The organism is Rhodanobacter sp. C06 (genome assembly GCF_002001105.1).
In the GTDB taxonomy this organism is placed as follows: domain Bacteria; phylum Pseudomonadota; class Gammaproteobacteria; order Xanthomonadales; family Rhodanobacteraceae; genus Rhodanobacter_A.
The window spans coordinates 146,014-159,217 of record NZ_MUNP01000059.1 but is presented as its reverse complement, the minus strand read 5'-3'; the positions used below and the strand labels follow the sequence as shown (position 1 = coordinate 159,217).

General features: G+C 69.2%; 11 protein-coding genes. 5 read left to right on the top strand and 6 right to left on the bottom strand.

Annotation, left to right across the window (positions count from 1 at the left end):
* Positions 1–32 precede the first annotated feature (32 nt).
* From B0E52_RS12975 to B0E52_RS12960, 4 genes are all read left to right on the top strand, one after another.
* A complete protein-coding gene (locus B0E52_RS12975) occupies positions 33–1,547 on the top strand; it encodes a DNA-3-methyladenine glycosylase 2 (RefSeq protein ID WP_077484377.1) in 1,515 nt (504 codons plus the stop codon).
* A complete protein-coding gene (locus B0E52_RS12970; protein ID WP_077484375.1) occupies positions 1,544–2,059 on the top strand; it encodes a methylated-DNA--[protein]-cysteine S-methyltransferase in 516 nt (171 codons plus the stop codon). The genes B0E52_RS12975 and B0E52_RS12970 overlap by 4 nt, the downstream gene beginning before the upstream one ends.
* Before the next feature lie 84 nt (positions 2,060–2,143).
* Positions 2,144–2,725 carry a TetR/AcrR family transcriptional regulator gene (locus tag B0E52_RS12965; RefSeq protein WP_077484374.1) on the top strand — a complete coding sequence of 194 codons (582 nt, stop codon included), beginning with the start codon at positions 2,144–2,146 and terminating at the stop codon, positions 2,723–2,725.
* On the top strand, positions 2,709–4,139 hold the full coding sequence (locus tag B0E52_RS12960; RefSeq protein WP_077484372.1) for a nitrilase-related carbon-nitrogen hydrolase: 1,431 nt from the start codon (positions 2,709–2,711) through the stop codon (positions 4,137–4,139). Before B0E52_RS12965 ends, B0E52_RS12960 begins: the two co-directional genes overlap by 17 nt.
* 29 nt (positions 4,140–4,168) lie before the next feature.
* On the opposite strand, the gene B0E52_RS12955 is transcribed toward B0E52_RS12960, so the two are convergent.
* Positions 4,169–4,492: a hypothetical protein gene (locus B0E52_RS12955; protein ID WP_077484370.1), complete on the bottom strand. Its 324-nt coding sequence runs from the start codon at positions 4,490–4,492 to the stop codon at positions 4,169–4,171.
* A 114-nt stretch (positions 4,493–4,606) separates the two neighbouring features.
* Between B0E52_RS12955 and B0E52_RS12950 the strand changes: the two genes are divergently transcribed.
* Entirely contained in the window at positions 4,607–5,884 is a 1,278-nt protein-coding gene (locus B0E52_RS12950) for an ectonucleotide pyrophosphatase/phosphodiesterase (protein ID WP_077484475.1), read from the top strand.
* A 97-nt stretch (positions 5,885–5,981) separates the two neighbouring features.
* On the opposite strand, the gene B0E52_RS12945 is transcribed toward B0E52_RS12950, so the two are convergent.
* From B0E52_RS12945 to B0E52_RS12925, 5 genes are all read right to left on the bottom strand, one after another.
* Positions 5,982–7,244 (bottom strand): MFS transporter, encoded by a 1,263-nt coding sequence (locus B0E52_RS12945; RefSeq protein ID WP_077484473.1) that lies wholly within the window; start codon positions 7,242–7,244, stop codon positions 5,982–5,984.
* 169 nt (positions 7,245–7,413) lie between these two features.
* Positions 7,414–8,394, bottom strand: a complete 981-nt coding sequence (locus B0E52_RS12940) for a PD40 domain-containing protein (protein ID WP_077484369.1) — start codon at positions 8,392–8,394, stop codon at positions 7,414–7,416.
* Between the two features lie 35 nt (positions 8,395–8,429).
* Entirely contained in the window at positions 8,430–8,879 is a 450-nt protein-coding gene (locus B0E52_RS12935) for a hypothetical protein (RefSeq protein ID WP_139351679.1), read from the bottom strand.
* A 137-nt stretch (positions 8,880–9,016) separates the two neighbouring features.
* Positions 9,017–12,064, bottom strand: coding sequence for a glycoside hydrolase domain-containing protein (locus tag B0E52_RS12930; RefSeq protein ID WP_077484365.1), 3,048 nt, complete (start codon positions 12,062–12,064; stop codon positions 9,017–9,019).
* 131 nt (positions 12,065–12,195) lie between these two features.
* The gene (locus B0E52_RS12925; RefSeq protein ID WP_077484363.1) at positions 12,196–13,182 is read right to left on the bottom strand and encodes a multidrug resistance efflux transporter family protein; all 987 of its coding nucleotides are present in this window, start codon (positions 13,180–13,182) and stop codon (positions 12,196–12,198) included.
* Positions 13,183–13,204: the final 22 nt, after the last annotated feature.

Here is a 13,204-nt window from a genome sequence, read left to right as displayed (position 1 = left end):
TCGCAACGACTCGCCGGTGCTAGCCTGCCGGCATGAACGATCCCCATGCCGTCACCCTGCCCGACCCGCGCACCTGCGAACAGGCCCGCCTCAGCCGCGACGCGCGCTTCGACGGGCTGTTCTTCACCGCCGTCCGCAGCACCGGCATCTATTGCCGGCCGGTGTGCCCCGCGCCGTCGCCGAAGCGGGAGAACGTGCGCTATTACGCGAGCGCGGCGGCGGCGGAAGCGGCCGGTTTCCGGCCCTGCCTGCGCTGCCGCCCGGAACTGTCGCCGGGCAACGACGTGTGGCAGCGCGGCGACCATGTGGTGGCGCGGGCGTTGAAACTGATCGGGCACGGTGCGCTGGACGAAGGTTCGCTGGAGCAGCTCGCCGCGCGCGTCGGGCTGGGCGCGCGGCAGCTGCGCCGGTTGTTCACGGAACGGCTCGGCGCCTCGCCGCTCAGCGTGCACACCACGCGCCGGCTGCTGTTCGCGAAGCAGCTGCTGACGGAGACGGCGCTGCCGGTGACGGAAGTCGCGCTCGCATCCGGCTTCCGCAGCCTGCGCCGCTTCAACGCCGCGTTCGCGCAGGCGAACCGCATCGCGCCGCGCGAGCTGCGCCGCCAGCCGCGCGCGGCGGTGACCGAGGGCGCACTGGTGCTGCGGCTGGCATTCCGGCCGCCGTTCGATTTCGCGTCGCTGCTCGCGTTCCTCGGCGGTCGCGCGTTGCCCGGCATCGAACTGGTGGACGAAACCACGTATGCGCGCGTGTTCGGCCCCGCCGACGCGCCGGGCTGGCTGCGCGTTTCCGCGTGGCCGGGCGGCGAGCATGCGCTGAAGCTGGAACTGCATTGCCCGCAGCCGGCGCAGATGCTCGGCGTGGTGGCGCGCGTGCGCCGCCTGTTCGACCTCGACGCCGATCCGCGCGCGATCGCCGACGCATTGCGCGGCGAGCCCACGTTGCGTCCGCTGCTGCGCAAGCGCCCGGGTTTGCGCCTGCCGGGCAGCTGGGACGGTTTCGAGATCGCGGTGCGCGCGGTGCTCGGCCAGCAGGTGAGCGTGGCCGCCGCGCGCACGCTGGCCACGCGCCTCGTGCAGCGCCACGGCATGATGTTGGCGCAGGCGCCGCTGCCGGGAATGAATCGGCTGTTCCCAACGCCCGAAGCGCTGGCGGACGCGGACTTGCGCGAACTCGGCGTGACCGGCGCACGCGCGGAAACGATCCGCGGCATGGCGCGCGCACTGCTGGACGGCCGGGTGGATTTCCGCGCGGAGCAATCGCTGGACGAATTCGTGGCGCGCTGGGTCGCGTTGCCCGGCATCGGTGACTGGACCGCGCACTACATGGCGATGCGCGCGCTGAGCCATCCCGACGCGTTTCCCGCCGCGGACCTGATCCTGCGCCGGGCGGCGGCACGCGGCGGCGAGGCGCTCGGCACGAAGGCGTTGACCGCGCTGGCCGAGGCGTGGCGACCGTGGCGCGCGTATGCGGTGATCCACCTGTGGCGCGGGAGTGCCGACGCCGCGTCGACGCCGCGCGCGAAACGCCAGGGAGCGGCTGCATGAGCACACCGGAAACGATCTGGTACGACGAGCTGCCCACGCCGATCGGCCAGCTGCGCCTGGTCGCCGATGCGCAAGGCCTGCGCGAGGTGTGGTTCGAGAGCGGGCGCCACCAGAAGATGCCGGCACCGCATTGGAGACACGATGCCGGCAAGCTCGCGTTCGCCCGCGTGCAGCTGGAGGAATACTTCGCCGGCACGCGGCAGGTGTTCGCGCTGCCGCTGCATCCGCTCGGCACGCCGTTCCAGCTGGCGGTATGGCGGGAACTGGCGCGCATTCCCTACGGCGCCACCACCAGCTACGGCGAGCTGGCGCGGCGCATCGACCAGCCGCAGGCGGTGCGCGCGGTGGGCGCCGCGAACGGGCGCAATCCGTTGCCGATCGTGCTGCCCTGCCACCGCGTGATCGGCGCGGACGGCAGCCTCACCGGCTTCGGCGGCGGGCTACCCACGAAGCGCTTCCTGCTCGCGATGGAGCAACGCATCGCGCACGGCGACCTGTTCGCCGCACCCTGATCTGCGCACTCGCAGCGGCGCGGTACCGCGCCCCTGCCGAATGACCTATTGCCGCGCCCGGCCGGCGATGTATACAGTGTATACATGAAGAAGCCGGACACCGCCACGAAGATCCTGCGCGCTGCCCACCGGCTGTTCGATCGCGAGGGCGCGGACGCGGTGACGATGCGGCGGGTGGCCGAGCGGGTCGGCATCACGCCGATGGCGATCTATCGCCATTTCCCGAATCGCGAGGCGCTGCTGAAGCGGCTTTCCGACGACAGCTTCAATACCTCCGCACGCAAGTGGCTGGAGAGCACGGGTGACGCGGACATCCTGCGGCAGCTGTACAGGACGCAGGAGAACTATCTCGACTACGCGCTGGAACATCCGCACCTGTTCGACCACGCGTTTTCGGTGCGCCGCGACGACGCGCGCCGCTTTCCGGAGGATTTCCGAGAACGCCAGTCCCCCACGCTCAACGTGGTGGCGGACCTGCTCGCCGAAGGCATGCGCCAGGGCGTGCTGCGGCACGACGATCCCTGGGACGTGGCGATGACGTTCTGGGCGCATGCGCATGGGCTGATCGCGCTGTACCGCGCAGGTCGCTTCAGCGATGACGAAACCCGGTTTCGCGAGTTCTATCTCGAATCGATAGGGAGACTGGTCGATGGAATCAAGGCTTGATCGTGCGGCAACGGTGACGACGCTGGCGGCGCTGCTGCTCTCCGCCGCGGCGTGGTGGTTCGGCGCCGGCCTGCATCCCTGGTGGTGGCTGGCATGGCTCGCGCCGCTGCCGGTGTTGTGGCTGGCTCCGCGCGTGCCTGCGCGATGGGTGGCGCTGGCGGCGTTTGCCGCCTACGCCCTCGGCGGGATGAGCCAGTGGCATTACCTGCATGGCGTGATCGGCCTGCCGCTGCCGTTCGACCTCTACGCGATCGCGGCGCCCGCGCTGGTCTTCGCACTGTGCACGCTGCTCTACCGGCGCCTGCTCCGCTCAGGCCATGTGCTGGCGGCGACGCTGGCGGTGCCCGCGCTGTGGGTCGCCGTCGAGTACGTCAACAACCTGGGCTCGCCGCACGGCACCTGGGGCAGCATGGCCTACGGCCAGATGGACGCGCTGCCGGTCATCCAGGTGGCCGCCGTCACCGGCCTCTGGGGCATCAGCTTTCTCGTATTGCTGGGGCCGTCCGCGCTTGCCGCCGTGCTGACTCCCACGACACCACGGCGCGGTCGCAGCATGGCTGCGGGTATCGCGAGCTTGCTGGTCGCGGCCTCGCTGGGCTACGGCATCTGGCGTCTCGCGACGCCCGCCAGCGGCAGCTTGCGCATCGGCCTGGTATCGGTGGACAAGCCGATCCGGCCCACACTGGACAGCGCGGCCGGCCAGGCCCTCGAAGCACGCTATGTCGAGGCCATCCGGCGCCTCGCCGCGGCGGGCGCCAAGGCGGTCGTCATCCCCGAGACCTCGTTCGCCACGGACGCAGCCACCGTGCCGGCATTTGCCGCATTGGCGCGCGAGGATGGCGTGATCCTGGGCATCGGCATCGACGGCAAGAACGACCCGCGCGCGGAGCGCAACATGGTCATGGTGTTCCAGCCGGACGCTCACGCGCCAGTCGACTATTTCAAGCATCACCTGATCCCGGGCTTCGAGGACCAGTACACGCCCGGCAAGCGCTACTCGGTGCTGGACGTCTCGCCGCGTATCGGGCTGGCTATCTGCAAGGACATGGATTTCCACGACATCAGCCGAAGCTATGCGACGCTCGGCACGCAGTTGCTGCTGGTGCCCGCCTGGGACTTCGGCGTCGATGGCTGGCTGCACAGCCGCATGGCCATCATGCGTGGCGTGGAAAGCGGCCTTGCCATCGCCCGTGTCGCGCGCAATGGCCGGCTCACGCTCAGCGACGACCGCGGCCGCGTGGTGGCCGAAGCCTCCAGCGAAAAGCACGATGCCGAACTGGTGGGCGATCTGCCGTTGCGCGAAACGCGGACGCTGTACGCGTGCTGGGGCGACTGGTTCGCGTGGCTGGATCTGGCGTTGCTCGCCGTCCTGTTGTCCGTGGCGTGCCTGCCCATGCGCCGACGCGCCGGCTGATACGGCACGGGAACCAGAGCAGCGTGGAGTCAGTGCCCCTGTGATTTCTTCGGTGTGTCGGACGCCGTGGCGGCAGGCGGCGGCGTGGAAGCGTCGCGGTACCGATTGACGAGATCCTGCTGCCGGGCATTCTCGCCTTGCTGCTGCGCGCGATCGGCCTGCTCCTGCTGGTTGCGTGCGGCGGAGCCCTGCGCCAGCGGCTGCTGCGCCATGTTCGCCACGTTCTGGCGCTGCTGCGCCTGCTGCTGGCTCTTCTGCAGCTGGTCGCTGACCTGCTGCTGGCGCACGGTCTGCTGGTACTGCGCGTTCGCGGGTGGCGTTTGCGCCGCGGCCGTGCCGGCGACCGCGAGCAAGCCGGCCAGCAGCCAGCGCGACGGGGAACTATGCGTTTTCCGATCACAAGAATGTGCGATTGTCATGGCATCTGGGCGATCATGGGGAGACATCCGCATCGTATGGATTCCTGCATGAAATTCCTGTTTCGCCTGCTGCTGGCCTCGCTGGCGGCATTCAGCGCCGGTTGCGCCACGCAGCCGCCCGCGACCGCATTCTCTGCGCCAGCCGCCAGCGCAAGCGCCGCGCGTCCCGCGCCGCTGCTGCTGATCTCGATCGATGCGTTCCGCGCGGACTATATCGATCGCGGCCTCACCCCTACGCTGGCGATGCTTGCAAAGCACGGCGTGCATGCCGACGCGATGCAGCCCGCGTTTCCCTCGCTGACCTTTCCGAACCACTACACCCTGGTCACCGGCCTGTATCCGGACCACCACGGCATCGTCAACAACACGATGTTCGATCCCGCACTCGGCAAGTTCTCGCTGGGCAACCGCAAGGCGGTGAGCGATGGCCGCTGGTGGGCCGAGGGCACGCCGATCTGGGAAACCGCCGATGCGCATGGCCTGCGTACCGCCACCATGTTCTGGCCCGGCAGCGAGGCCGATATCCACGGCCGGCACCCCGACTACTGGAAGCCCTACGACGGCAACGTGACGCCGGATCAGCGCGTGGACCAGGTGCTGGCGTGGCTGGACCTGCCGGCCGACCAGCGGCCGAGCTTCCTCACCCTGTACTTCGACGGGGTCGACCACGCCGGCCACGAGCACGGCCCGGATTCGCCCGAGGTGGACCAGGCGCTGCGCGATACCGACGCCGCGCTGGCGCGGCTGGTGTCCGGCCTCTGGCAACGCGGCCTGTTCGACCGGATCAACCTGATCGTGCTCGCTGACCACGGCATGGCCAGCGTGCCGCTGGCGAACAGTGTGCTGATCGAGCAGTTGATCCCGCCGGACGCGGTGAACACCGTCAGCCTCGGCATCCTCGCCGGCTTCAATCCGAAACCCGGCCACGACTTCGCCGCGATCGAGCACAAGCTGGAACAGCCGCAGCAGCACATGCGCTGCTGGGACAAGACGCGCATACCCGCCCGCTTCCACTACGGAAGCAACCCGCGCGTGCCGCAACTGGTGTGCCTCGCCGATACCGGCTGGCGCATCACCACCGCCGAACATCTGGCGAAGCGCAAGGGCCACATCAGTCTCGGCGATCACGGCTACGACAACGCCGACCCGCTGATGCGCGCGTTGTTCGTGGCGCACGGCCCGGCGTTCCGCACAGGCCTGCGCGTGCCCGAGTTCCCGAACGTGGACGTCTATCCGCTGATGACCCACCTGCTCGGCCTCCCCGCTGCCGCGAACGACGGCGACTACGAGGCGGTGAAGGGCATGCTGAAGCCGGCGGCGCAATAAATCCCTGCAGGAGCGCACCCTGTGCGCGAATGCTCTGGCGCTTGATCGAAGCCAGAAGCATTCGCGCACAGGGTGCGCTCCTACCCAACCGGCGTCGCTAACCCATCGCGCCCTTGCTCATCGGCGTGGGCGGCGTGACCACGTTCACCAGCGGCTTCAGCCGCACCAGGCCCAATGCGATCGCGAGGCCAGCCAGCACCAGCGCCCCGACGAACGCGGCCACTCCGTTCCAGCCGTGCGCGGCATAGAACAGGCCGCCGCTGGCACCGGCCACGCTGGAACCCATGTAGTAGCAGAACAGGTACATCGACGAGGCCTGCGCCTTCGCCGCGCCGGCGCGGCGGCCCACCCAACTGCTGACGATGGAGTGGCCGCCGAAGAAGCCGAACGTGATCGCCACGATACCCAGCATGATCAGCCACAGCGACGCGGCGAGCGTCAGCACCACGCCGACCAGCATCAGCGCCAGCGCGGTCCACAGCACCTTGCGCCGACCCAGCTTTCCCGCGAGATGGCCCATCCACGCCGAACTGAAGGTGCCGATAAGGTAGATGCCGAAGATCAGGCCCACCACGGCCTGGCTGAGGTTGTACGGCGGCGCAAGCAGCCTGTAACCGAGGTAGTTGTAGACGGTGACGAAGGCGCCCAGCAGCAGGAAGCCTTCGACGAACAGCCACGGCAGGCCACGGTCGTGGAACATGCCGCCGAAGCGCGAAGCCAACGCGTGTGGCGAGAGCGGCTGGCGCACGAAATGCCGCGACGGCGGCAGTGCGCGCCAGAACGCCAGCGCGCAGGCGAGGCCGATCACGCCCACCACGGCGACGCCGACGCGCCAGTCGAAGAAGTCCGTGAGCACGCCGGTGACGAGCCGTCCACCCATGCCGCCCACCGCGCTGCCGCTGATGTAGAGGCCCATGCCCAGACCGATCGACTCGACGTGCATCTCCTCGCTCAAATAGGTCATCGCCACCGCGGGCAGTCCACTCAGCGTGAGCCCCAGCAAGGTGCGCACCACCAGCAGCGAACCCCAGCCCGGCATCGCCGCACTGGCCAGCACCAGCACCGCCGAGGACACGAGCGAGGCCACCATCACCGGCTTGCGCCCCCACGCGTCGGACAGGCCGCCCGCGAACAGCATCGCGAACGCGAGCACGCCGGTGGTGAGTGACAACGACATCGCCGCGCCCGCCTCGCTGACGCCGTAGTCGCGGCTGAACTCCGGCATCAGCGGCTGCACGCAATACAGCAAGCCGAACGTGGCGAGACCCGCGGCGAACAGCGCGAGGTTGGTGCGACGGAACGCGGGCGTGCCGTGGTGGATGTAGGACGCCGCATCGGCCGGGAGATCTGCCGATGCCATGCCTGCTTGCTGCTTCATCCATCCACCCGTGGCGAGAAAGCCGCCGGCAAGGATACGCCGGTCCACCGCACCGCGTGGGTCGGGATTCATCCCCGCCCGCTCAACCATGCGCGGGTCGGGATTCATCCCGACACCGATCAACCGTGCGCGAGTCGGGATGAATCCCGGCCTACAGGGCCGCCTTGTGCGCCTCCAGCAGCGGCGCCAGCGAGACCGACCACGCGTTGAAGTTGCCGTTGTCCCACGCTTCCACGCGCTGCAGGTATTCGCGCGCCTGCGCCGGCGTGTGCGGGTAGTGCGCGACCGCCTCGGTGCGGTCGCTGGTGAAATACAGCGTGCGATGATCCGGCCCCAGGTGCGGCAGGTAATCCGTGCTGAAACCGCGCGCGTCGTCGCCGGCGTAGCGGATCGCCTGCGGTGCGCCCCAGCCGCCACCCTCGCGGAACACGATGAACAGGTGGTCCTTGCTGTCGCCCGGCAAGCGGTGGTCGCTGGCGAACACCATGAAGGAACCGTCCGGCGCGATCTCCGGGTCCACGTCGTCGTCGCCGTAATGGCTGAATGCCAGCGGCTGCGCCGGCTGGTAGGCACCGTGCGCGACATGCGACACGTACAGCCGCTTGCCCTTGTCCTTGCCCGCGTCGATGGAAAGGAAATAGATGCTGCCGTCCTGCGCGATGCTGGCCTTCCACACCGCGTTGCCGATGTTGACCGCAGCCGGCAGGCGCACGGGCTGACCCCAGCCGGAACCGTGGTGGTCGACCCGCCACAGGTTCACCTGCTGCTGCGCCGGCGTGCTGTCCGTGCGGCGGATCGAAACGTAGACCACGTAGGAGCCGTCCGGCGAAAACTGAGGCGCAAGCTCCGGCCACGCGCCCGAGAACGACGCGATGCGCGGCGTCGACCAGTGCCCGTCCACGCGATGCGACTCCATGATGGTGCCGCCGCCCGCGCCGCTGCGGGTGAACAGCAGCGTATTGCCGTCGGGGCTGAAGGTGGGCGACTCGTCGTTGGCGGGGCCGGAGATCACCCCCGGCGCGAAGATCCGTGGCGCCGCCAGCACGGGCAGCGTGGCGGCCGTGGCGCCACCGGCGAAGGCCACGCCGGCGACCAGCGCCAGCCAGGCATGCGAACGGAACGAAGCGGGCATGTCGATGCTCCGAAACAGGATGGAAGATGTCGGTGTCAGTTCGCGCGCGCGGCAACGGTGCGCGCGAAGAACGCCACGATCAGGCCGAACAGCAGCATGGCGAGCAGGTTCGCCACGATCAGCGTCGGCGCGGCCGGCGCCTTGAATGGCGCGGCGGACAGCGGCACCACCACGTAATTCATCACCACATAGACCGCCACGCCGTAGGCCAGCCCCGCCGGCAGCCAGCGGCGGCGCAACCAGGCCATGCGCCTGGCGGTGGTCGCGAAGATCGCGGCGATCAACAGCGACATCGCCCACTGCAGACCCAGTCCCAGCCACGCAGCCGTAGCACCACCCACGAACGAAGCCTTGCCCAGCACGCCGCTGGCAATCGCGTGCAGGATCACGGCAGGGTTGAGATGGCTGATCAGTGCCGCGGCGCCGATATCGATGGTGCCGGCGACGAGGCCGCCGCAGAGTATGGCTCGACCGATCTGGTTCATGCGTGGCAGTCCTCGATACGTGGGGTAGCGCAAACCGGCGCGGCAACGCGTCGGGGGAGGATGCTGTGTACGCTTCGGCATCCGCGAAAGCCTGTGCCGGTCGTCACAGGCTTTCGCGGCTCGCACAGGGTCGACACTCAGTGCGTCGACTCAAGCTCCAGCAGCCAGCCCTTGCCCGGCTCCACCGGGATCGCGTCGCCGGGCTGGAACGTGGCGGCCGGCTGGAAATTCTGCACCGCGGTCGCCACCAGGCGGACGTGCTTCGGATCCAAGCCCAGCGCCTTCCAGTCGATTGCGAGTTTCACCTGCACGGTGCCCGGCGCCCACGAGGCCAGCGCGACCAGGGTCTTGTCGCCCTTGCGCACGTAGCTGGTGGCGAGCACGTCCTTGTGGTCGGTCTTCACCGGCGTGTCGCGCACCCACCAGCCGACCATGTCGGCCTGCTCGATGCCGAACGCGTCCCACAGCTGCCACAGCGGGCGCGGGTCGCTGCCCTTGGACCAGCCCAGCCGGCTGGTCATGCCGAACAGCATGCCGCGCCACGGGTTGCCGTCGTTCTGCAGCATCTCGCCCATCAGGCCATAGGGGATGCCGGACATCTCGGTGAGCCAGTACGCGGGCGAGGTGTGCTCGTAGTCGAACTCCTCGCCGAACCACAGCCGGTCGATGTACGGGAACAAGCCCATGTAGAGCAGCGCGCTGTTGATGTAGCCGTCGCGCGGGTTGTACTGGCTGGCCGAATGCAGGTCGATCAGCGCGTGCGGGCGATGCGCGTCCAGCACCTTGCGCACGCGCTTCATGGTGGTGCGATCGTAGGCCACGTCGTCGAGGTACAGGCCGTCGATGCCGATGTTGCGCGCCAGCCAGTCCAGCCCCTCGATGTAGTAGTTGTGCCAGCGGCTTTGTCCCGCGTCGATCACCGCCGCGTCGCGGTTCTCCGGCACGTGCCAGGCGGCGATGTAGTCGCCGTCCAGGTGCTCCTGCAGCCAGGAGAAGCCACCGCCCTTGCCGCGGCTGATCACCTCGCTGCACGGCCCCGGCGCGGCCTTGCCGTCCGTGCCGATGCGGCAACCGGTGAGGCTTTCCAGCATCGGCAGCTCGGGCGCGCGGTCGGACAGTTCGCGCACGGTGTCGTAGATCTTCACCCGCATGCCCAGCGCGTGCGCCTGGTCGACGTAGGCCTTCATCGCATCGGGCGTGAGGAAGGGATAGTTGATCCACGGATTGATCGGCGTGCCGTGGTGGATGTTCACCACGTTCGCGCCGTCGGCCTTGATCAGATCGAGGTCGGCGTACTTGTGGAAGTAGCGATTGGCGAAGTGCTCCGCCGGCTTGATCGTCTTGAACGGCGTGACGCGCAGCACGAGGTCGTAGTGCAGCGTCTGCCCCGCCGCCATCGTGCGCGCGCCGCTGAAAGCCTTGACCAGATAGCGCGCGCCTTCGCGCTTCAGCATGATGCCACCGGCGCCCGCGTTGTCCCACGAGGTCGGCATCACCAGCGGCTGCTGGTGGTAGAAGTTCGTGTTGAGCGGCCGTTGGTAATGCTCGTCGCGCAGGTGGAATTCCAGGCCCGCGTTCACCGCGCCGATCCAGGCGCCGTCCTGGTTGTTCTCGACGTTCCACTTCCACGCGTAGCTGTCCGGCGCGGCCGCACCGGTGCGACCCAGGCCCAGCTCGTACTGCGCCACGTCATTCGCCAGCGGGATTTCCAGCCGGATGTCGGCTAGCTTCACCGCCTGCTTGGCGGTGAGCGCGATCGTGTAGCTGAGCGTGCCGTCCATCTCCAGGCTGGCGCTCACCTCACCCTTCAGCGGACCGGCCTGCCCCGCCACCTGCCAGTGCACCTTGCCGGGGCCGTCGACCTGCACGTTCGGCGTGCCCGATGCGCCCAGCGCATGCGTGCCGGCGGCGTCCTGCACCACGAGGCGTATCGGCGCGGCGAGCAGTGCGCGCGGCGTCTTCGCGTAGCCGGTCATGCGCTCGTCGAAGAAGCTGTCGATCTGCGCCGGCAGGCCGCTGGGCGCCAGCGTGACCGTGCGGCCGAGGATGCCGAGCTTGTCTCCCTGCACCGTCACCGCGGTGAACGGCTTCACCAGGTCGTTGTTCTGCGCCAGCGTGGAGTTGAGCCAGCGCAGGCGCGTGAGCCTGGACGGCTCGTCGTCGCCGTGCGCCACGGCCTCGCCCGCGTCAACGGTGATCGCCAGCGGCACCTCGCGCGGCGGTGCGCCGTCGGCCGTGATCGTCAGCGTGCCGCGGTAAGTGCCGGGCTTCGCGTCGGCGGAAATGTCCAGCCCCATCCACAACGGCTGCACGCGGCCTTGCGCCACGTCGAGGCGATTGGTGAACGGCTTGCCGATGTAGTCGATGCCGCCGAGGTTGAAGCAGGTGAGCCGGGTGGCGGGGATCGTCGCGCCGTCCGGGCCGTGCAATTCACTGAAGCCCACGCGCACGTCCTGTGCCGCGGCACGCGCGGCCCACAGGCCGACCTGGAAGCTCAGGTATTCGCCGCGTGGCGCGTGATCCGCCAGCGTGCCGCCCGCGCCACGCTCGGCCCAGCGCTCGGGAATCTGGTCGAACATGCGGATCGGGTGTTCGCGCGTCTCCGGGAACAGCAGCCAGGGCTGGTCCGGGTTCGCCGTCAGCAGGCGCTGCAGTTCGGCCGGTGCGGCGACGCGTTCCATGTCGGTATAGGCGTCGAACGCGTCCACCGCCTGATAGCCCAGCACGCGCGCCTGCGGCAGCTGCACCACGCGGTGCGGATCGGCCAGGCCGTTCTTCTTCACCCAGGCGGCGTCGGCGGTGTCGGTCGGCGCGCGGTACGTCACCGTGGGGTAGTTCGAGCGGCCGTTGCTGACATAGGGCTGGTAGTAGATCGCGTAGGTACCGGCCTGCTTCGCCTCGAACACCAGGCTTCCGGAGACCTGGTCGATGCGCTCGCGCAGCACGTTGGCCACCACTTGGCCGTCCGGGCCCACCACGATGGTCGCCACGTTCTCCGGATGGCGGTCGCGGCGATGCCAGGGAATCGTCACCTGTACCGCGTCTGCGGGTTTGGCCACCGCGACGGTATAACGGTGGTTACCTAACTGGTCGGCGTTCCAGCGCAACTGCACGCCGTCGGCCAGCGTCTGCGGCTGCGCCAGGGCGGCGCCGGTGCTGCCGGCGAGCAGTGCGCTGGCGAGCAAGCCGAGGGCTCGTGGGCGAAGGGTTCGTGGATGGCGCATGGCGGCCCCTGACGGATGATCGGAACCGGATATGTAACCCGTTGGTCAGTTTTTCGCAAGAAAACGATTCAATACGCAATCATTTGAAGCTATCAGGCACTGCGATCGCTTCGCAGCGCACGCGTGGCCGCCTCGTCACCGGCTGCGTCGCGGCCGCTGACCCAGCCGAACAGCGCGATGCCGACCACGATCGCCAGCGCACCCAGCGCCGCCCAACCGTGCGGCCACGCCTCGCCGAGCAGGGCCGCGCCCAGCGCCGTGGTGAACAGCAGCTCGGCCGCCTGCATGGCCTCCACCGCGGCCAGTGCGGTGGGTTGCGTGCGCACGCGGTCGGTGGCGGCGAAGAACAGCACGGTGGCGATCACGCCCGAGGACAGCGCCACGCCACCGGCGAGCAGCACTTCGCGCCAGCTCGGCAGCCCAACGGTGCACAGGGCGACCACGGCGAACAGCAGCCACAGCGGCCAGCTGCACAGCGTCATGCCGAACACGCGCTGCAGCGCGTTCACCCGCTGCACGCTGGTTTCCAGGTGCAGCAGCAGCATGCGGTTGCCCAGCGGGTAGGCGAACGCGGCCAGCACCACCGCGCCTGCCGCGAGCCAGTCGCTCTCGCTCAGACGGCCATGGGCGTGCCCCCATTGCAGCGCGAACACGCCGACCACGATCAGCGCGCCGATCGCCAGCGTGGGCCAGGCCAGCCGTCGCCGCGCATCGCGGTAGATCAGCGGCGCCAGCAGCGGCCCGGCCAACACCGTGGTCTGGAAGCTGCCCGCCACCAGCCATGCCGGCCCGCTGCCCGCGGCCCAGGTCAGCGGCACGCCGAACAGCACGAAACCCACGCTGCTCCAGGTCAGCCACGCGCGCGGATGCGCACGCAGTTCGCGCGGCAACTCACCCAGCCCGCCGCGCCACGGCAACGCCAGCGCCAGCAGCGGCAAGGTGATGAGGTAGCGCAGGATCACTGCCCACGCCCAATGCCCGCCGCCGGTCACCAGGCTGCGGTTGAGCACGTAGGTCATCGTGAAGAACAGCGCCGCGCACAGCGCCAGTCCCACGGCTGCGAGAGCGTTGCGGCGCATCGCCGGGTCGGTGGCAAAGCGC

Coding starts and splice junctions, on each gene's coding strand:
- B0E52_RS12940 (WP_077484369.1), bottom strand. CDS start 8,394: ATGCCCGCTTCGTTCCGTTCGCATGCCTGGCTGGCGCTGGTCGCCGGC.
- B0E52_RS12925 (WP_077484363.1), bottom strand. CDS start 13,182: ATGCGCCGCAACGCTCTCGCAGCCGTGGGACTGGCGCTGTGCGCGGCG.
- B0E52_RS12950 (WP_077484475.1), top strand. CDS start 4,607: ATGAAATTCCTGTTTCGCCTGCTGCTGGCCTCGCTGGCGGCATTCAGC.
- B0E52_RS12935 (WP_139351679.1), bottom strand. CDS start 8,879: ATGAACCAGATCGGTCGAGCCATACTCTGCGGCGGCCTCGTCGCCGGC.
- B0E52_RS12965 (WP_077484374.1), top strand. CDS start 2,144: ATGAAGAAGCCGGACACCGCCACGAAGATCCTGCGCGCTGCCCACCGG.
- B0E52_RS12945 (WP_077484473.1), bottom strand. CDS start 7,244: ATGGCATCGGCAGATCTCCCGGCCGATGCGGCGTCCTACATCCACCAC.
- B0E52_RS12960 (WP_077484372.1), top strand. CDS start 2,709: ATGGAATCAAGGCTTGATCGTGCGGCAACGGTGACGACGCTGGCGGCG.
- B0E52_RS12975 (WP_077484377.1), top strand. CDS start 33: ATGAACGATCCCCATGCCGTCACCCTGCCCGACCCGCGCACCTGCGAA.
- B0E52_RS12970 (WP_077484375.1), top strand. CDS start 1,544: ATGAGCACACCGGAAACGATCTGGTACGACGAGCTGCCCACGCCGATC.